Origin of the sequence: Anabaenopsis sp. FSS-46, from assembly GCF_029891665.1 — a bacterium.
GTDB classification, from domain to species: domain Bacteria; phylum Cyanobacteriota; class Cyanobacteriia; order Cyanobacteriales; family Nostocaceae; genus Anabaenopsis; species Anabaenopsis arnoldii.
Window position 1 is genome coordinate 1 of the sequence record NZ_JANQDG010000067.1, and the last position, 20301, is coordinate 20301.

A 20301-nucleotide genomic window follows, 5' to 3' on the forward strand; every position below is an offset into this window, starting at 1 on the left:
AAGTATTGAATTAAGACTATTGCCAACGCGAAAACCAAGCAATGATAGCGGTAGTCTTTCTTGTAAATCTTAAGAGAAATATCGCGTCTGGCTAAGGCGTACAAGTCTACCAAGGGATAACCGCTCCCATGCTCCCGTTGAAGTAGAAAGTAAAGTCTAGATTTGTCTAGGTTTTATATAGCAGGTACAAGGGGTTGACCACTCTCACCAGACTTATCCTCAAATATGCCCAAATTTACTCAAAATTGAGCGGTAAAATGCCTTGACAAGGGCGATTAATGAATTTAAAATCGCGCAGAGGTAATAACCACCCCTGGAACTATGAAAATTTCCGGGTATGGCTAGCTCGGTCCAATCCTAAAGCCTGTGGATTAAGTCAGCGCCTTCGCTCTTAAAGTGAAGCAGGAAGATGATTTCGGACTTTTAGGTGAGTTTGAGGAAGTTTAGTAGAGCAGAATAACCACAGAAGTTATTAATGGAGTATCTACTCATCCCCTGACTTCCCCTATCTGGACAAGTTGTAGACAACTTGCGCTAAAACCATCTATACTTGAGCGTTCACTTTAACCATGAGGAGGGAATTATTGCTGAATCACTGAATCTAACCGTGAGCCTGAGAGGCACTCGCGAAGTCCGGGATAACTGTCAGCTATTCCGCCTCACAGGTTTGTTAGACGCATTTTCTGAGCCGACGTTTCGCAAGGTACTGGGCAATAAAATTGATGATGGTCCAAAGCACATTATTCTGGATCTCTCACAAATTGACTTTGTTGATAGCTCCGGTTTGGGCGCTCTGGTGCAACTGGCTAAACAAGCTCAAACCGCCGGCGGTACTTTGCAAATTGTCACAAATGCCCGAGTAACTCAAACGGTCAAGCTGGTTCGCTTAGAAAAGTTTCTAGCCCTGCAAACTTCAGTTGATACGGCTTTAGAAAACATCAAGTAATCTTGATCGCTTTATAGAGGCCGGGGAAATGCCGATATCGTCGATTTGATGCGGAGTAAGACCGAAAAATCCCAAGCTAGAAAGGTGTCTGTCGATGAAACCGGCAGCCTACACTTATCTACAGGAGAGTGTGGGTAATTTACCGAAGCTCAAACATAACCTCTCTCCTGGTGAGAGAGGTTTAACAATTAGCTAAAACAGCAAGAAGGCTCTGGGCTACCGTCAGGAAGGCGATCGCACTCAGTTACACAGGAGTTGACGACACCCCTGTGAACTAATGCCGGAAGCCAGATCACAGGATATGGAGGAAATGAGCAAAATATTTTGTTTGCGCCCATAAATTTGATAGAATAAGTCGGGTAGACCTCACCCCCATCGGTGTCTGAACAGCCTCTGTCCACTAGCATTGCGATTATTGGTAAGCGACTGTATTCCACAGAGTAGAAGTCAGTAGGCACATCTTGATTAATATAAGTCGTATCCGGGTGGGTCATCAGCTCGCGAAGAAGCCAGCATATCATCGGTGGGCAGTGAAATTTGTAGGAAGGTAAGAAATTTACAGTCGGCAATAGGGCATTAAGTGCACTTAAAACAAAGCCCATCGCCACCCAGTCTATGGGAGGCCTAGCCATAGCAATAGCTGGATTGGGTGAGAAGCCTACACTCAATTTCTCAAAGAAATTCAGTTAGGGGAGTATGTCACTGGGTGTCAACCTTGGAAGACATGACGGCTGGTATTGTCACTTTGAGATGCCTATAATATCCCAATAGTTTGATAAAATACATTAATACTCAAAATCAAGTGTGGATCAAAAAGGTTACAATTAGTCGGTAATATTTGACAGTCTCTTTTATGTTCGGTGTACCAACATGGCTGGCTTCAGAAGTCATCAATCTATGAAAGCTCTGTTGAAGATGCCTGCTAACTATAGCCCGTTGAGGAATGATGAATTTGTGACATCACAGGGACAAGAGCTATTAGAAGGGAAAAATGAACCCCCCCCGCCCAGTTCGTCTTGGCATCAAGCACTGTTGGCTACCACCGGGACACTACCTGTGCTTTCTCAGTCACAAATACAACAAATGTCGCCTTTGGCCTTGGCCTATATAGGTGATGCAATTTATGAATTGTATGTTAGGATGTTCTATCTGTTGCCAGTGCAACAGACCAAAACCTACCACTGTTTGGTGGTAGCACAGGTAAGAGCTGAAACACAAGCGCTACATTTGCGATCGCTGACTCCGCATCTGAGTCCAGCCGAATTAGAAATCGTCCGTCGAGGCCGTAATGCTGCTTCAGGACGGACTAAGCGGGTTGAACCCCAAATTTATCAACAAGCAACAAGTTTAGAAACTTTAATTGGCTACCTTTATCTTACGGATTTCCCCCGCTTAACCGAATTGTTGCAAAAACTCCATCTAGAGAAATAGTGAGCGACTCAGTCTCAAGATAGGAAAGTCAGCACTTGGGGTTGACTAAATTCAAAGAACCCCAATCTCCCACTCATAAACTATACCCAAAACTTATATGGCTAACAAACCCAGGAAAGTCCAGACTCCTAGCGAAGCGAATCGCATCAAACCTATAAAATTAAAGGGGAAGCGTGTTATTACTAGTTCGGTGCGCAGTCCCCGCCTCAGTGACAGGGATAAAAAACCTGTCTCCAGAAGCACAAGCCAACATCCCATTAATACCCACTCATCCCCAGTAGCACAATCGCCAGAAAATAGTGATCTCATCTACGGTCGCCATCCAGTTTTGACTGCTTTGGAAAGTGAACGGGGACTGAACCGCATCTGGATTACTACTCGTTTACGTTACGACCACCGCTTTCATCATTTGCTCTTACAAGCGAAGGAAAATGGCACAGTCATTGATGAAGTAGAGCCAAGACGCTTAGACCAAATCACCGATCAGGCCAATCACCAAGGTATTGCGGCGCAAGTAGCCCCCCACGCATATATTGAGTTACCTGATTTAATTGCACAAGCGAAATCTGTAACGGATCCTGTAATTGTTGTGGCTGAGGGAATTACTGACCCCCATAATTTGGGAGCAATTATTCGCACAGCCGAAGCCATAGGCGCTCAGGGTTTGGTGATCCCTCAAAGAAGGGCATCAGGAATTACTTCTACTGTGGTCAAAGTGGCCGCAGGTGCTTTAGAAAACTTTTCTGTAGCTAGAGTAGTTAATCTCAGTCGTGCCTTAGAAGAATTAAAAGAGGCGGGATTTTGGATTTATGGTACTGCTAGCACAGCCAGTGAACCCCTGCATACAGTTAAATTTACTGGACCTATCGTTTTAGTTATTGGTTCGGAAGGCGAAGGGCTGAGTATGCTCACGCAGCGCTCCTGCGATGTCTTGGTTTCAATACCCCTTTTAGGCAAAACCCCTAGTCTCAACGCCTCAGTAGCCGCTGGTATGGCGCTTTACGAAATCTATCGCCAAAGGTCATTAAACACTTTGTACCTAGATAAATTACAAAAACCCCTTTAAAAAAATAGGGGTAAGTTTCCACCCATAGGAATGCTAGATGCGATAAAAGCCAGGTGATAACGAAAATAGATGGGACTGATTCAAACCCAGGTTGATGAGAGAGTGAGGTGTTCATAGAGTCACAAATAGCTTCTCTTCATCTGGACTTTTACTACAATATATGTAGAATATTAACATAATGTAAAAGCAAGATCAGTACCATATCCTTTCCTTTAATATTCAGTACCACATTGATAAATCGGCTACAACTATGCAAACAATTTGGAATAACCTGAAGGAATCATTAACTAATCAGTTCCACAACATGGGTCTAGCCTGGTGGGTGGAAATTGTGACGCAAAATCCCCGGTGTACCTACTACTTCGGTCCATTTTTGAATTCTGCTGATGCTAAAGTGGCAATCAAGGGCTATGTAGAAGATTTGGAGGTTGAAGGGGCACAAGGAATACTTGTGAATGTCAAGCGGTGTAAACCCGGTACTTTAACAATTGCTGAAGACTTGGGGGAAAGGATTGACCGCAAAGTAAAGCCTGTCTTTAGCGGTCAGATATAATCAAAATTCAAGGGCTATCATGGTTCTCAGTCGGTTCCTCTGGGAACTATGCTTTTGGTATTTGAGCTATTCCTAAGCTGACAATTTTATAAACAAACCTATACTTATATAGACAAAAGTTAATTTCTCTTGAGTTAAAAAATCAACTACCTGATATATAATCGTCAGATATGAACTATTGAATTAAGACCATTGCCGACGGGCAAACCAAGCAATGATAGTGATAGTCTAGTTTTGTCTAGGTTTGATATAGCAGATTCGGATTCGACAACGCCGGGATTTGTGTCTTTCGGTATATGACTTGCATGGTGAAAAATCTAAAATAGAATTATGGCAAGAATCCTAATTATTACTTGTAATCACAGATAAACGTAGTTGTAGAGCCATTGTCAAAGATGGAATACCTTCCCATGAGGAATACATCTAAGTTTATCTGTGGTTTTTTCATGAGAATAATAGCGAATCGCGATCGCACAGGGGTGATTAATCAGCAGACCGGCGATACTGGTTTAATTTCCGGTCGGAAAACCTTCCAGGGGATCTTTGGGGAAGGTGTGAAAGTGTTTCACGCCATTAGTGGGTGTTTACTTGTCCCCAGATGCGACTTGCTGAGGAATTATAAAAAGATAACTCTTGGTAATTATTCTAAGATATCCTTAGATAAGTGAGAGAATTGCCAAATAAATTAAGCATGAAGCTGGCAGAACGAGTAAGTAAGGTGACCCCTTCTTTGACCTTAGCGATCGCAGCTAAAGCTAAGGCCATGAAGGCTGAAGGAATAGACGTTTGTAGTTTCAGCGCTGGTGAACCAGATTTTGACACTCCGGCCCACATCAAAGCCGCAGCAGCCAAAGCCTTGGATTCAGGTAAAACCAAGTATGGCCCAGCAGCTGGAGAACCAAAGTTAAGGGAAGCGATCGCCCAGAAGCTGAAAACCGACAACGGTCTCAATTATCAGTCGGAGAATGTGATTGTCACCAACGGTGGTAAACATTCTTTATTTAACCTGATGTTAGCCCTGATTAATCCGGGGGATGAGGTAATATTCGGTGCCCCCTATTGGCTAAGTTATCCAGAAATGGTAACCTTGACTGGTGGGAAGTCAGTAATTCTCACCACAGATGCGACGACGGATTATAAAGTTACCCCTGAACAACTACGTCAAGCAATTACACCCAAGACTAAGTTATTTATTCTTAACTCTCCATCTAATCCTACTGGGATGGTCTACACCCCAGATGAGATTAAAGCACTGGCCCAAGTGATAGTGGATGCAGATATTTATGTAGTGTCTGATGAGATTTACGAAAAGATTCTCTACGATGGCGCAGAACATATCAGCATTGGTTCCCTAGGGGAAAAAATCTTTGAGCGCACCTTGATTAGTAACGGGTTTGCTAAAGCTTATTCTATGACTGGTTGGCGACTGGGTTATTTAGCAGGACCTGTGGAGATTATTCGATCTGCTATTTCTATTCAGGGACATAGTACATCTAATGTGTGTACTTTTGCTCAATATGGAGCGATCGCAGCTTTAGAAAACTCTCAAGACTGTGTAGAATCAATGCGCCAAGCATTCGCCCAGCGGCGACAGGTAATGTTGGATAGACTCAACGCCATTCCGGGATTGAGTTGTAGTAAACCAGATGGTGCTTTTTACTTGTTTCCCGATATCAGTAAAACAGGTCTTAACTCCCTGGAATTTTGTAACGCCCTGTTAGAAACACAGCAAGTAGCTGTCATTCCAGGTATTGCCTTTGGTGCTGATCAAAACATTCGTTTGTCCTACGCCACTGATATGGACACGATTCAAAAAGGAATGGACAGGTTGGAGAAATTTGTGAGTTCCCTGGTTTAATCAACGGTATAACCTTACTCCTAAGTCTACCTCACAAGTTTGGCGGGAGTAAGGTCAAAAAGTGACATATAATTTAGGCTATTTTAAATACTGGCGCTACCTCAAATCAATTAAGTTTAAGTCTTATAACTTACCAGTAAACTACCTACACTGAACCAGCTAAAGCAACTTGTTAACAGCAGCAGTAAACTCTTCATAAGGGGAAACTCCCACAATAGTTTCTGCTAACTCACCATCCTTGAACATTAAAACTGCTGGAATGCTACGCAGACCAAACCTTTTGAAAATTGGCTTGTTATTGTCAACATCTACCTTCACCACCTGAAGGCGACCCTGATATTCTTCAGCGAGTTGTTCCATTAAGGGAGCGATAATACGACAAGGACCGCACCAAGTAGCAGTGAAATCAACAACAACAACTTTTTCAGTACTTAAAAGAGTATCAAATTCACTACCTTCAACATAAGCAACTGTATCAGTGGACATTAATTAAAGTCTCCTATTAAAACTTAGAGTAAAAACCTAACTTTCAAGACTATACTACTTTGTTGCAAGTTAAGAAACCATCATCTATGACTGGCTTCCCATTTTCATATATGAAACAAAATCAAAAGACTATAACTTACTCACAGGTCATACATCTAAGTCATATAATTGATATAGATATTCCCCAATGGCCAGGTGATCCCCCAGTGGAATTTACCACCGTCGCCAACATCCCAGAGGATGGCTATTACCTACGACGGTTGACCATAGGAGAACACAGTGCTACTCACATTAATGCACCCAAAAGTTTTTATCCTCATAGTGCGGGAATTGACCAATACCCACCTGAGTCCCTAGTGTTACCTGCGGTAGTTATCCACATCTGCGCAGATGCAAAGTTAAATCCTGACTACGCCTTGACTGTTGCTGATGTTTTGGCTTGGGAGAAAAAAAATGGTGAAATTCCTCCCAGTAGTTTAGTATTGCTTCATACTGGCTGGGAAAATAAATGGTTAGATAAAAAGCAATTTTTTAACCAAGATCCTCAAGGAAATATGCACTTTCCCGGTTTTAGCTATGATGCAACTGAGTTTCTGTTAGAACAAAGACAAATTGCTGGTTTAGGAACGGATACCCATGGGGTAGACCCTGGACAAGATCACAGTTTTAATATTAACCGTCTGGTATTGGCACAGCAGAGGATTATTTTGGAAAATCTCACCAATTTACAGCACTTACCACCAAAGGGTACTACTTTAATGATTGGTGTGTTGAGGTTGCGGGATGGTTCGGGTTCTCCTGTGGGGGTGCTAGCTTTAGTACCTTAGTGGTTTTTACTTCTATGACCTGGATGGTCATAATTTAGAACCTGTACATAAAATTGCAGGAGCAGTCCAGATTGATTAATCTCGACCACTCCTGCTACACCCCTTGCACAATCAAAAGATACCACTTTGAAAACCGGTATGTGTGCCAAATTGCCAAATAACCGTGTTTTCCCCATGCATTACCTGGGTGAAACACTGGGTTTATTTGTGATTTCTGAAGATGTTGGCTTTCCTGGGTCATATTTTCTCACATAGCTAGAGCGATCGCCTTGAGGACCTAGAGCATCGGAGATTCCTCCTGACTTCCTTCAGCAATCCGTAATATTTATCTTTTAGTGGGTCGTTATAGAATTGCTAAAATATTACTATTACTTGGTAAAAATTTGACAGGTTGAAAAAATTACATGACAGCACCTCAACCGAAAGTCTCGACAAACTCTCAACTTTACGACCAAGATTTTTATCTATGGCTACAGATGACGGCGGAACAATTAAAAGCGGGAAATTTTTCCGTCAAATTATCCAGCTAATGATTCCGGTACAGCCTACATAGATTTTTTTCAATTTGATACCAGGACGAATACGCGCAAAGGAATTATTGCTATAGATTTACAAAGGTGGAAACCATGATGATCAAAAATGAGCAACAGTATCAAAATTCCTTAGCTTGGTTGCAACGCTTTGAACAGTCTATAGCGGAATTGGATAACAATGAACAATTGAAGGCAGAACCAAAAAGGTGGAAACTTCACAGAGATTCATATCAGAGTCAAGTTGACGAGTTAAAGTCAGAAATCACCGAATACGAAAGACTGATTAATTGGGACACCAGTAAACCTTTAAAAATTCAAGTCGATTCTTTAAATAAACTGCCAGATGCTTTAATTAAAGTTCGGTTAGCAGCCAAAATTACTCAGCGAGAACTTGCTGATAGATTAGGAATTGCTGAACAAAGAGTCAAGGAATATGAGGATACAGATTATCAATGTGCCAGTTTTGTAGAAATTCTCGAAGTCAGCACCGCTTTGGGTGTCGAATTTGAAACGGCAACTGTGCAAGTAGATTTTGCGGAAATAGAAGCAGTTAAAAAAAGCGTGGATAAATGGCGCAAAGAAAAAATGAATATTAAAACTAAAGCCTCATAAGTATGGTTGACATTTTAATTAATAAGTTCAAAATTATATGATGGGGACTTAGAGGATGTTTGTCAAGTCATGATTAGTGTATCTAATATTTTTAGATCCCCCTAAATCCCCCTTGAGAAGAGGGACTTTGACTCTATTTCCCCCCTTTTTAAGGGGGGTTAGGGGGGATCAATAAGTGTCTAAAATCACCTGATAAAACTTATCAAATATCCTCTTAGACCATCGGAGATTCCTCCTAACTTCCTTCAGCAATCCGTAATATTTATCTTTTAGTGCGTCTTTATAGAATTGCTAAAATATTACTATTACTTGGTAAAAATTTGACAGGTTGAAAGAATTACATGACAGCACCTCAAACGAAAGCTTCGATAAACTCTCAACTTTACGACCAAGATTTTTATCTATGGCTACAGATGACGGCGGAACAATTAAAAGCGGGAAACTTTGCCGAAGTTGACTTAGCCAATTTAATTGAAGAAATTGAATGTATGGGGAAAAGTGAAAAAAGAGCCTTAGAGAGTAATTTAATTGTTTTATTAATCCACCTACTCAAATATAAATACCAGCCGGAGAAACGCACTAATAGTTGGTTATCTACTATATATGAGCATCGGCGGAGATTAAATAAAAATTTGCAAGATAGTCCAAGCTTGAAAAAATATCTTGGGGAAATCTTGGGAGAATGTTATCAAGATGCACGTCAACAAGCAGCCCTAGAAACAAGTTTACCCCTTGATACCTTTCCTCTAGAATTTCCATTCACCACCGCACAATGTTTACATCAAAACTTCTTACCGGAATAACTGGCGCGTGATATATCCCACATTTAATTACCGGGTAGATTAGGGCTTCCCTAACCCACCCTAGATCATTTTGTTAACAGCACCTACAGACCCAGTAATTCTTGTCTACGTCTCTCCCGTTCCTGTTGCTCAACTCTTGCACGTGCTTCCCTGTATTCTGCGATTGCTGCGTTGGATTGTTGCGATAGATTGCGACGCAGGTTTCTAGCATTATCTTCATCTCCTAAAAGGGACATCACTTGTCTTCTTTCTGATTTGTCAAGGGTGAGAAACCATTTCATAAAGGCTCTTAAAATCACTGTTTGTGAACCTGATACTTCATCATGGGCTACCACACAAGAGGGACAAACATAAATTAGGTAATCGAAGTCCCACGAAGTGTCCGAACAACAACGCAATTTCACGCCTGCAGCGATAGTATACCTAGTTGAGGAGCATACATCACTAGAAGCATCCTCAGAAATCAAACAGTCTAATAAACCCCTCAGTCCGTACTTATAGCGCGCCGCCAGTAGCCCAACAACTACAGACCCAGGATACCCACGTATGATTTCTCCCCCGGAACTCAGCCCAGGAAATTGCTCCAAAACTAAGGAGAAATGATATCGTTCCCTGATACATAGTTCAATAAATGCGTTTCCAGTCGAAGACTCCCTACTTAACCTTAATAACATTTGCTGATAATACCTTCGAGAAACCGCATCTTTCTGACAACTTTTTGCCACCTCAGCCAAAGTCGTCATATTCACTTGGGCGTGACTTTTGGTGGGTGTTAATAATAAAGCCGAGCCAGCAACCACTAAAGTAATTAAGGTTTTTACCGTCAATTTCACGATCAATTTCCTCCTCTTATGACCTGTTCTAATTTATCGGAAGCTCTGGGAATAGGATGTGTAGATTCCCAAGGTTTATTCACATCAACTACATGATGATGATGACCAGACCCAGCATTTTGCTGTTTTCTCCTTTCTATTTGTGGTGGGGGTGGTAGTTGTGGTTTTTTGGGAGTGGGGACATTTGTTGTTTGTCGGCTTTTTTGAGAACCTGGTTTAGCTTTTTCTGGTTGAATTACTGCTTTTTGGGGTTGTTGTTCTCCCATTGCAGCCCGCTTTTTCTGTTCTGCTAATTTAGCCGCCTGACGTTCCTTTTCTCGCCTCTGCTCATCAAGTTTTTTTTGTGCTGCTATGGCGGCTTGTATTTGTTGTTCAGCTTTTAAAGCAGCCGCACGTTTTTGTATTTCTATTTCTTGAGATGCAGTTACATTTACAGGAATTTGGGTAATTTTGGGTTGAGTATTTGGTGTCGGTTGAGTAATGGGAATAACTGGGGATGTATTAGAAATACTAGGACTGAATCCAGGGATTTTTTCTTGAGGTATAACTGTATTTTGATGATAAGGTTTCAAGAAAGTAGCAATAGCCAAACATCCCACACCTAAACCAATACTCCATTGCCAATATTTTACCCAGTTTTGAGTTAGTTGACCTGTGGCGTTATTCGATTTACTCAGACCAATGGAAACAGTGGGTAAAGAACTATGGTTTGATTGACTTTTAGTGGTGTTTATGGAAGTATGAGGTTTATTTAGACTTTTTTCAATTGCCTTCAACCTCTGCAAAATTACCTGTGTATTCTCAGGGCGCTGATTTGCAGTTGGAGCCGTTAAATGATCTATTAAATCTGCTAACAGCACAGAAAGATTAACGGCATATTTTCGCCAATGTAACTCATTATTGAGAGGATCATAAATAGCCTGATCCTGGGGTTGTTTACCGGTGAGCAAAAATATAAAAGTCCGTCCCAGTGCGAAAAAATCTGACTGTTGTACTGAATAACCGTTTTGTTGTTCTGGGGGTGAATAGCCCTGTGAAATAATTCTCGTATGGGAATTTCCTTCTAAAATCGTGGTTGTGATTTGTCGTACAGCACCAAAATCAATTAAAACCAGTTGCCCACTGGGTCGCAGCATGATATTTTGGGGCTTAATATCACGGTGAAAGTATTGATAGCCATGTACTAAGGCCAGAATTTCGACAAGTTGCTTCAGCCAATCAAGAGCTTGAGTTTGGGTAATTGGTTGATAATCACGGGAATCCATCCACTGCTCTAAATCAACACCTGAAATTTTCTCCATTACTAAGCAGTGTAATGGTACTTGGCTATTTCTAGGGAAAAAAGTAAAGTAACCATCCTGGTCTACTCTAGGTATACCTGCACTCTGAAGCTGAGTTAAAACTTTAGCTTCTTGTTGAAACAGTTCCACAGCTTTGGTGTTATTTTCAGTCAGTACCTTTAATACTTTAGTTTCCCCACTGTCATCAATTTCAAAAGTGTTACCAAAACCACCTTGACCTAGTTGTTTAACTACACGATAGCGATTTTTCAGGATTAATTCTGACCCACAGTTACGGCAAATACGATGATGAGCATTTGCTAGATCAAAGGGTTTGGGACAGTGGGGATTGATACAATAACTCATGTGGAAGTCAACCCCAGTAATAAGAGAGTTTAATCCTTGCCAGATACATTCGTGCCCTAGACAACTGAGTACTGATTTATTTTGCCATGATTTGATTAATGCTCAACCAAATTCCGTGATTAAAATTACTTATATTAAATTTTTCTGCCCAATTGGGGCGTTTATCCATTACTTGTTTTTGGCTTTCTCAATCTTCTTTGTCTCTAATCCCCATTTGCATAGAGTGTAAACACTTATACATTTTATTGATAAATTGACACTCCCCCGTCTAGAGGCACGTGGGCTTTATGCTGTGGTTTTTTGTAAAATGGACGGAGTAAGTTGTCAGTTGACAATTCACTCAAGAAATGATTACTTCTGAGGAGAGAGTAATACTTAAATGAGAGAATATGAATTTACTCTGAAATTCAAACTGCCAAATCCTATGACTGATACTGGTATGTTTGTCGATGCCCTTTATGAATCGGGCTGTGATGATGCTATTATTGGCACTGGGACAAAGGGTTTTATCGCTCTTGATTTTATTCGTGAAGCACCATCGGCCTATGATGCAATTTCTAGCGCCATAAATAATGTCAGAAAGGCTATTCCACAAGCGGAGATTGTCGATGCTTCACCCAATTTTGTTGGTGTGACAGATGTAGCGAAGCTTTTGGGATGCTCTCGACAAAATATTCAAAACTTACTATCAAAAAGCATTTCAGACCCTCCCCCTGCTATCTACGGAGGGTCGCAGTCTGTCTGGTATCTCCTTGATATCCTTACCTGGCTGATTGAACACAAGAACTATCAAATCGACGAATCTTTGGTAGAAATTGCTAAAACCACTAAGAGTTTAAATCTTGTCAAACAATTGGAAATGCTCGACTCTGACACGCACAGAAAATTTCAGGATCTTGTTTGTGCTAAAAAATAAATATTTAGGCTTGTCAATTAATAAACAAGGTATCAATGTGTGACTCATATCTTGTTTTCTTCCTTGGTGCGAAAAAAAGGGAGGAGCAAAACGCCCATCCCCCAAAAAGCAACTAGTTAATTAAGATTAGGTTCCAGACTGCCAAGAATTGATATACTCAACTTGCCCAGGAGTTAAGCTATCAATGTAAATACCCATAGCTTGCAACTTCAAACGAGCAATTTCTTGATCAACTTCTACAGGAATAGAGTGTAACCCAGGCTCTAATTTACCTTGATTCTTCACCAGGTATTCACAAGCTAAGGCTTGGTTAGCAAAACTCATGTCCATAACGGCGCTGGGGTGTCCTTCCGCAGCAGCGAGGTTAACTAAACGACCTTCACCTAAGACAATTACAGATTTACCACTGTTGAGTATGTACTGTTCGGTGAAGGGACGGACTGTTTTAATTTCTTTGGCTTGACCGGCTAAATATTTGAGGTCAATTTCAATATCAAAGTGACCGGAGTTACAAACGATCGCACCATCTTTCATGATATCGAAATGTTCGCCTCGAATCACGTGTTTATTACCGGTGACAGTAATAAATAAATCGCCTTCGGGCGCTGCTTCGGACATGGGTAATACCCGGAAACCATCCATAACCGCTTCAATGGCTTTGATGGGGTCAATTTCGGTAACAATGACGTTAGCGCCTAAACCACGGGCCCGTAAAGCAGTACCTTTACCACACCAGCCATAACCAGCAACTACGATAGTTTTACCAGCTAATAAGATATTTGTCGCCCGGATAATACCATCTAGGGTTGATTGACCTGTACCATAGCGATTATCGAAGAAGTGCTTGGTGTCAGCGTCGTTAACATTCATGGCGGGGAACGTAAGAACGCCATCGTTGAACATGGCGCGTAACCGCACGATTCCGGTGGTGGTTTCTTCGGTTGTCCCAATTAAATCGCCAATTTGGTGTTGACGGTGTTGCACTAAATCGGCAACCACATCACTACCGTCATCAATGATAATGTTGGGGCGATGATCTAAGGCGATTTGCACATGGCGGTTATAGGTCGCTGCGTCTTCGCCTTTAATGGCAAATACGGGAATTTCGTAATCGGTGACTAAGCAAGCTGCTACGTCATCTTGAGTTGATAAGGGGTTACTGGCGATTAAAACTGCATCAGCACCGCCCGCTTTGAGGGCGATCGCTAAATGTGCTGTTTCTGTGGTCACGTGGGCGCAAGCTACAAGGCGTAAACCAGCAAAGGGCTTTTCTTGCTCAAAGCGATCGCGTATCTGCTTTAATACTGGCATTTCCCGCCCAGCCCAGTCAATACGCTGTCTTCCCAAGGGAGCTAGGGCGAGGTCTTTAACCTCGTGCTTTAGTCGGGGAGAAGTTGCAGTCATTAAAAATTTCCTCAGAAAAATCAAAAAAGTTACGTAAAAATCACGTACCTTACTAGGGTATTGTACAGCTGATGATTTTGGCTTGTATTCACCAACAACCTTGTTAATTGTACTTTGTTCTAGGTTGACATTGCATGGTTTTCAGGTTAACCTCATCCCTAATTTTTGTGAGGAGTGGATCAAGATCATCTGTTACTTTAGGGAGGTATTTGAGTGCGCTTTCAAATTTTGGCGATCGCCAAGCAAGTCCTATGGTCAAATTTTGGTTATTTTGAGCATAAACAGACACTTTTAGGCGAAGGTCGCCTTAGTAATACCCGCAGTGCTGCCAAGCACAAATCAGGTAACAAGGTATCTGATCCAGCCTCTCTCACACCTAGACAGGGGGTATCATCCAAAAGAATTTTAGCTAGAGGTATGATAGTGACAATTGCCAGTTCAATGGCGATCGCTGTTGTTTCTATACCAAAAGCCTCCGCTCAACTCCCCATTTTGCCTTTTCTACAATCTCCCAGTACAACCGGTAGTGATGCAGATAATAGAATTGTGTCTGGCTGGATTTATCTAGATGGTTACCCAGTATTTCAAATAGCAGCAACCAGAACGAATTTTCCGGAGCGTTCCCGGAATATACAACAAAATCTCAATCAAATCCGCCAAAATTACCTAAGTTCCTCTGAACGAAATATTAACATTGAGACAGAGATACTGAATAACTCACCAGTAATTTATGTCAATGGTCAATACCTGATGACTGTGACAATGGAAGATGCCAGACTACGAAGAGAAGAACCATCTGTATCCGCAGTTCAAATTACCGAAGAGTTAAAAAAAGCCTTGCAACGAGCAGGTAAAGAGCGCACAACTGAAATTTTAATCGATCAAGGTAAGGTTACAGTTGGGGTGGGAGTGTTAATGATTGCGTTGAGTGGGGGAGTCTATTACCTTCAACGCCGTTTAAAAGAACATTCGCAACACCCCATCCTACCCATAGCAGATAATGCTCAACAGCTAACCACCCAACTACATCAACAGCAAGATCGAGATATTCAAGAAGTTAAAACCAGACTGTTTCAATTAACTCAAACCGGGATTTGGTCTGGTGGATTTCTGTTCATATTGGGTCTATTTCCTTATACCAGAGTATTTCAGGTAGGTATCATTACAGCTGCTCAAATTCCTATAGCATTGGTCGTGATCATAGTAGGAGTTTATGTCGCCACCCGGTTCACCTATGCGCTGATTGACCGGTTGACCTCGACTTTGATCAGCACTGGTGTTTTATTAAATACAGAAGCTTCCAGACGGATGGAACTACGAGTTTCTACATTTTCCGGTGTGACTAAAAGCATTATCACTGGAATTTGGTTAGTGGTCGGCATCTTACTATCTCTGCTGTCCTTGGGTATAGATATTGTTCCCCTGCTAGCAGGTGCGGGTTTAATTGGTGTGGCTGTGTCTCTAGCTTCCCAAAGCTTAATTAAAGATGCGATTAACGGTTTTCTGATCATTTTTGAAGACCAGTATGCTTTGGGCGATGTGATTGCTGTGGGGGATGTAGGAGGATTAGTAGAAAATCTCAATCTGCGGGTTACCCAGCTACGGGATGCCGAAGGGCGTTTGATTACGATTCCCAATAGTGAAATTAAAGTGGTTGCTAATCTTTCTAGCCGTTGGTCACGAGCCGATTTAACTATTCCAGTTGCCTATGAAAATAATATTGATGATGCCATGGAGTTGATTAAACAGGTAGGCTCGCAGATGAATCAAGATCCTCTCTGGAAACCTCAAATACTGGAAATGCCTCAAGTTCTAGGAATAGATAACTTTGGCGATCGCGGTTTAATGATTCGTGTGTGGATCAAGACACTACCACTTAAACAGTGGGATGTGGGGCGCGAGTTTCGTCGGCGCTTAAAAATCGCCTTTGATCAAGCTGGATTGTCAATTCCTGTACCTCAACAAGGTATTTGGCTGAATCAAGGTGAATTGCCGCACTCAAAAATCAATGGCAAATCTGAGTGATCAAGTAATTCACAGATCCCCGACTCTTTGCAAAAGTCGGGGAGTCAGTGTCTTCTGTACCTATATGATTTATTAGTGAGCAATTAAATAATTCAACGGTGGCTAAGAGTACTTTTTATACTAAAACTTATAGAAGACAAATTAGAACATTTGTACTATAATAGATTGCAGCGCGAATATTGCCTAACAAAGAGCAAAGGTTTGCTGCAACAGACTTCTGGAAGATGGATTTAAGGGTTAGTCCAATGATCAAGCATTATATTCTCAACCTCGATCCGACTGCCCGGCACGAATGGGACAGGTGTACTTTACGTGACCCACTGACGGCGAAACGTCCGGATATTGCTCAATTAATAGCTGAAGCTGTTGGTAATGAAACTGGTAGTTATTTAGTCAGTGTGAATATCGAAGTGCAAGTTTTAGAGCAAGCTGTAGCGCCACCATCCGAACAACTGTCACGACCATTCCCAGAAATAAACATCCCCTCACAAATGCGAGAAGTGGCGTAGTAAAATAACGTAAAAATTACGGGAGCGACACAAACTTATACCGATTGTCCCACCCTGTGGGACAATAGTTGAGCTATTTGCTGATTAATAGCTTTGATATCAAAACGCTGACAAGCCATCTCCCTGGAGTAACTGGCTATACTGGTAGTGATTTCTGTCTTTTGAAGACAGGTATTAATCACCTGTGCTAATTCCTCTGGTAAACCCGGTGTCACCAGAAAACCGTTAACGCCATGTTCTATTAATTCCATCGCCCCCCCAGCTTTTGCAGCTACCACAGGCCTACCGCATAACATAGCCTCAACAATCACCCTCCCAAAAGGCTCTGGGGCTATGGAGGTATGTGCTACCAAGTGACACGCTCCCATTAGCTGGGGGACATCCCCACGAAATCCTAAGAATTTGACCCGGTTTTCTAGTCCTAACCTTGTGACTTGTTCATGGAGTTCTTGGACATAATCTTGTTCACCAAACAGAGCATCACCAACTAAAATTACTGACACTTCTGGCGGACATTGAGACAAAGCGGCGATTAAAATATGTTGACCCTTCCAAGGTGCAAGCCGGCTGAAGTGTCCAACTATAAATTTTCCTTCTAGTCCTAACTGTTGCCGTAATTCTTTAACTACAGATGGAGAGCTTTGATAATTTTGAGACTCAAAACCATTATAAACAATTGCCGTCAGTTTTGAGTTTCCTCCTGCTTGGATAAATGCCCTTTGACTAGCTTGGGAATTAGCAATTACTAATGAGGCAAAACGATTTGCTAACGTAACAGCAATCCGCAGGTTAGTTCGGCTAAAATGTTCTGAGGAAAGAATATCATGTAAATGATAAACCAAGGGACGACGGGCTAAAAAGCTAGCCAGTGCGCCAATAACTAAGGCTTTTTGTGTATTGGCGTAGATGAGATCATATTTCCTTGCTGTTTGTACCACTTTAGCTAACAGTGGTATAAGTTGTCTAAAACTAGCCAAAGCTTGTAGAAAATTGCTTTGTTTATAAACTGGTATTGTTTCAGTGGCGAAAACTTTTACCGGGATATGATGCTGCTCAAGTAAGTTTGTCAAAGGGCCATCTGCGAACAAACCGACTAAGGCTTGTTGTTTATAGGGTTTAGCAATATCTATTAGACAAAGTTCTGCACCGCCAGGTTTACCACTTTGGTCTAAAAATAAAATTTTCATAGAAATATCTGATTATTGATAAAGTTATTAAAGCTCTTCTGTGTCGGCAATTAGAGTTGATATAGAACATAAATACAGCACATTTCATCTGAGTAGGTACAAGGGCGGGCAAGATGCCCACCCCACAAGATTTATGATCTTTATGCTCGATACTACCTCCGGCTGATTTGAATTTCAAGGCCGATTTAAAGACATAGAGAAATTGGATCTGCAAACTACATCTACAGCTAAATTATTGACTTTTATCGTACCATTTAACTGTTCAAATATGTATGTTGCTACAACTGTTTCTGAGCATTTATTATGCCACCAATTTAGTGATTTTTGGTGCATTTCTTCCATAAGTTGTGGATTGTGTAATAGTTGTTTTAAGACTTTTGACCATTCGCGCCCATCTTTAATTTGAATTACAGGTGCTCCATCTAAATACCAGCGAGAAGGTAAAGCTTCTGTGACTAGGACACAACCATATTTCATCCCTTCAAATAAGCGCGTTGTTTCAAAAGATGTGCCTCTAGGAACAAGACATATTTTTGTATCCATCATAATTTCACTATAGCTGCGCTCATCTTCGCGAGTTCGGTCGTGAAAGCCAGCGGTAATCCCTAATTCAACTCTAAAATTTTGGTTTTGGCGTTGGAATTTGATGACGTTTGAGATCATCAGTTTCCGTGCTAAACTTTTGGGAGTTCCTAACCAACGCTTAAAACACCATATCGGATAATTTACGTGGACAACACTACCAGAAAAGTAAGTATCATATAGACGTTCTTGGAGAGGCTTGATAGGTAAATGTTTAGAATTATTATACCCTAGAGGAATATCATAAATTTGAGTTATTTTACCTTTACCTAAGAACCAACTTTTGAAGTTTTGAAATTGATAGTTGACTAAGCCGGGTAAGCAAACAAATAAAATTCTGATAAATTGAATTAATGTCAGTAAGTTGAGCCAAGAAGGCTGAAGTATAGGATTACATCCTAAAATGGGGCGGGTACCTATACACTTAAATACAGCTTTTACTTTATGAAAATATTTTGGTATACGATACCATTCGTCTCCGATGATCAAAACAACCACATTCTCACCGTAGGAGGGGATTTCATCCATTGCATCCCAGGTGACGTAAAATACTAGACCAGTTAGAGTCGAATTTTCTTCTATGGCTTGAAATACTTTACAAACATAGTCAGCCAAGCTAAATTTAATTGGTGGATTGGTCTGGTATATATCCCAAGGAATTGGTTTTTGACCTTTTTTGATGTAGATGTAGTATTGATTAGCTAGTAAAGTATTCACAACCATGGTGCGCTCTGGGGTGTAGTATGTAAGGATTTCTGGTTACAGTGATTTGAATTAGGGATTTTGCAGCAGCAATTATTATTTTTTTGTTGCTTTTAAGCCAAGATAATTTGACGCACTTGTTGAGCGATTTTTTCCCAATTGAAGTTAGTGACAGCATACTGAAGACAACTCTCACGCGAAGGGGTTGATATTTGTCCTAGTAATATCTCTTCTAATTTTTCAGCAATAGCTGAAGCTGTGTGAGATGTGGTAATTAATTCTGGGGAAAACGGTTGTAAAATTTCTGGCATACCACCCACTGGTGTACACATAACTGGTGTTCCACAGGCTAAAGATTCCACAATTGCTAATCCAAATCCTTCAAAAGATTGGCTAGGTATAACAGTTAGGTTAGCTGCTTGGTAAGCTACAGGTAACTTTTCGTCTGGCAAAAAACCTAAAAATTTGACATGGTTTTCTAAGCCTAAATCTTTAACTTGTTGTGTTAGAGATTCTTGCATATGACCCCGACCTGCGATCGCCAACCAAACATCAGGTATTTTTGGTCTAATAATCGCCATAGCGGCTAATAATTTATCTACGCCTGTGCGATGAACTAAACGCCGGGATGTAAATAAAATGGGGCGACTTTCTGACCAGCCTAGCTGTTGACGGGCTGCTTTTTGCTCTAAGCTGGGTTGGAATTTATCGATATTAACACCACCGGGTATAATATGAATTTTATTCCATGAAACTTTATATTCTCTATGTAGAATATTAGCAAATGCTTGACTGAGAACAATAAAGCGATCGCAACGGTTATAAGTTGCTTGTTCTATCAGCCATCGCTTCACAAAAAAACTGAATTTATTACTAACTGTTTCCTCCTGACTTTCAGAAGCCCATGGTCCATGAAAGTTAAAAGTTATGGGTACGCCTTTGGGTAAAAGATCCAAAATTGGAAAGCTATATAATGCAAAATGGAGATTAACAGCATCCGGTTGACTAACTCGTGTTGTTTTGAAGTTATTACGAATAGTTGCTAGTCGTTGCAAGATTCCCTGATTTGGATCGGCTAAGTTAGTCAACTTTATGGGTAAATTTAGTTTAGATTCTGGTAGACCAACTCCGCACAGTTCCACTTTGTCTTGATTGGCTGCTAATGTATGAGTCAGTTCATAAATGTACCTTTCTAATCCGCCGGGTTTTTGAGGAAACCAGCCTGTTCCCACTGTGATAATAGATGCAGGTGTTGTTTGAGATTTTTCTTTTTTACTTTCCACCTACTACTTAGCTCCTATGATCTAGATGGATGCTATTCTTACCTCCTGCTATTATCTAAAGAATCAGTCATTTTCCTACTCTAGTCTATAGAGTCTTTA

General features: G+C 41.1%; 19 protein-coding genes and 1 pseudogene. 13 read left to right on the forward strand and 7 right to left on the reverse strand.

From position 1 onward, the window contains the following. Window positions 1-550 precede the first annotated feature (550 nt). The 6 genes and pseudogenes from NWP21_RS07320 to NWP21_RS07345 all read left to right on the forward strand — a co-directional run bounded on the left by NWP21_RS07320 (window position 551) and on the right by NWP21_RS07345 (window position 5854). Window positions 551-946: an STAS domain-containing protein gene (locus tag NWP21_RS07320; RefSeq protein ID WP_280792176.1), complete on the forward strand. Its 396-nt coding sequence runs from the start codon at window positions 551-553 to the stop codon at window positions 944-946. Window positions 947-1900: 954 nt separating this feature from the next. Then, on the forward strand, window positions 1901-2377 hold the full coding sequence (locus NWP21_RS07325; RefSeq protein WP_271733824.1) for a ribonuclease III domain-containing protein: 477 nt from the start codon (window positions 1901-1903) through the stop codon (window positions 2375-2377). Between the two features lie 97 nt (window positions 2378-2474). After that, a complete protein-coding gene (rlmB, locus tag NWP21_RS07330) occupies window positions 2475-3443 on the forward strand; it encodes a 23S rRNA (guanosine(2251)-2'-O)-methyltransferase RlmB (protein ID WP_271733800.1) in 969 nt (322 codons plus the stop codon). A 250-nt stretch (window positions 3444-3693) separates the two neighbouring features. Next, complete coding sequence (locus NWP21_RS07335; RefSeq protein WP_271733802.1) at window positions 3694-3996, forward strand: DUF1816 domain-containing protein; 303 nt, start codon at window positions 3694-3696, stop codon at window positions 3994-3996. Window positions 3997-4466: 470 nt separating this feature from the next. Then, window positions 4467-4664: pseudogene (locus NWP21_RS07340) on the forward strand (hypothetical protein); the annotation flags it as partial. Window positions 4665-4687: 23 nt separating this feature from the next. Next, window positions 4688-5854 carry a pyridoxal phosphate-dependent aminotransferase gene (locus tag NWP21_RS07345; protein WP_280792178.1) on the forward strand — a complete coding sequence of 389 codons (1167 nt, stop codon included), beginning with the start codon at window positions 4688-4690 and terminating at the stop codon, window positions 5852-5854. Window positions 5855-6013: 159 nt separating this feature from the next. Here the strand turns inward: NWP21_RS07345 and trxA are convergent, their stop codons facing one another. Continuing rightward, window positions 6014-6340 (reverse strand): thioredoxin, encoded by a 327-nt coding sequence (trxA, locus tag NWP21_RS07350; protein WP_280792179.1) that lies wholly within the window; start codon window positions 6338-6340, stop codon window positions 6014-6016. Window positions 6341-6450: 110 nt separating this feature from the next. On the opposite strand from trxA, the gene NWP21_RS07355 reads away from it, so the two are divergent. The 4 genes from NWP21_RS07355 (at window position 6451) to NWP21_RS07370 (ending at window position 9115) form a co-directional block, all read left to right on the forward strand. After that, the gene (locus NWP21_RS07355) at window positions 6451-7167 is read left to right on the forward strand and encodes a cyclase family protein (RefSeq protein ID WP_280792180.1); all 717 of its coding nucleotides are present in this window, start codon (window positions 6451-6453) and stop codon (window positions 7165-7167) included. Between the two features lie 404 nt (window positions 7168-7571). Beyond that, window positions 7572-7697: a DUF29 family protein gene (locus NWP21_RS07360; protein WP_280792181.1), complete on the forward strand. Its 126-nt coding sequence runs from the start codon at window positions 7572-7574 to the stop codon at window positions 7695-7697. Between the two features lie 96 nt (window positions 7698-7793). Beyond that, window positions 7794-8312, forward strand: coding sequence for a helix-turn-helix transcriptional regulator (locus tag NWP21_RS07365; RefSeq protein ID WP_348519760.1), 519 nt, complete (start codon window positions 7794-7796; stop codon window positions 8310-8312). A 341-nt stretch (window positions 8313-8653) separates the two neighbouring features. Continuing rightward, entirely contained in the window at window positions 8654-9115 is a 462-nt protein-coding gene (locus tag NWP21_RS07370) for a DUF29 domain-containing protein (protein ID WP_280792183.1), read from the forward strand. Between the two features lie 83 nt (window positions 9116-9198). Here NWP21_RS07370 and NWP21_RS07375 read toward each other — a convergent pair whose 3' ends face one another. After that, entirely contained in the window at window positions 9199-9948 is a 750-nt protein-coding gene (locus tag NWP21_RS07375) for a hypothetical protein (protein ID WP_280792184.1), read from the reverse strand. Between the two features lie 2 nt (window positions 9949-9950). Continuing rightward, complete coding sequence (locus NWP21_RS07380; protein ID WP_280792185.1) at window positions 9951-11594, reverse strand: protein kinase; 1644 nt, start codon at window positions 11592-11594, stop codon at window positions 9951-9953. 379 nt (window positions 11595-11973) lie between these two features. Here NWP21_RS07380 and NWP21_RS07385 point away from each other — a divergent pair, with 379 nt between their 5' ends. Continuing rightward, a complete protein-coding gene (locus NWP21_RS07385) occupies window positions 11974-12510 on the forward strand; it encodes a DNA-binding protein (RefSeq protein WP_280792186.1) in 537 nt (178 codons plus the stop codon). Between the two features lie 126 nt (window positions 12511-12636). Here NWP21_RS07385 and ahcY read toward each other — a convergent pair whose 3' ends face one another. Beyond that, entirely contained in the window at window positions 12637-13914 is a 1278-nt protein-coding gene (ahcY, locus tag NWP21_RS07390) for an adenosylhomocysteinase (RefSeq protein ID WP_280792187.1), read from the reverse strand. Window positions 13915-14355: 441 nt separating this feature from the next. Here ahcY and NWP21_RS07395 point away from each other — a divergent pair, with 441 nt between their 5' ends. Together NWP21_RS07395 and NWP21_RS07400 are read left to right on the forward strand one after the other, a co-directional pair. Then, window positions 14356-15939, forward strand: a complete 1584-nt coding sequence (locus NWP21_RS07395; RefSeq protein ID WP_280792261.1) for a mechanosensitive ion channel family protein — start codon at window positions 14356-14358, stop codon at window positions 15937-15939. Between the two features lie 245 nt (window positions 15940-16184). Next, window positions 16185-16448, forward strand: coding sequence for a hypothetical protein (locus tag NWP21_RS07400; RefSeq protein WP_280792188.1), 264 nt, complete (start codon window positions 16185-16187; stop codon window positions 16446-16448). Between the two features lie 35 nt (window positions 16449-16483). On the opposite strand, the gene NWP21_RS07405 is transcribed toward NWP21_RS07400, so the two are convergent. From NWP21_RS07405 to NWP21_RS07415, 3 genes are all read right to left on the reverse strand, one after another. Then, a complete protein-coding gene (locus tag NWP21_RS07405; protein ID WP_280792189.1) occupies window positions 16484-17635 on the reverse strand; it encodes a glycosyltransferase family 4 protein in 1152 nt (383 codons plus the stop codon). 174 nt (window positions 17636-17809) lie between these two features. Then, on the reverse strand, window positions 17810-18940 hold the full coding sequence (locus NWP21_RS07410; protein WP_280792190.1) for a glycosyltransferase: 1131 nt from the start codon (window positions 18938-18940) through the stop codon (window positions 17810-17812). A gap of 92 nt (window positions 18941-19032) precedes the next feature. Beyond that, on the reverse strand, window positions 19033-20202 hold the full coding sequence (locus NWP21_RS07415; RefSeq protein WP_280792191.1) for a glycosyltransferase family 4 protein: 1170 nt from the start codon (window positions 20200-20202) through the stop codon (window positions 19033-19035). Between the last annotated feature and the right edge of the window lie 99 nt (window positions 20203-20301).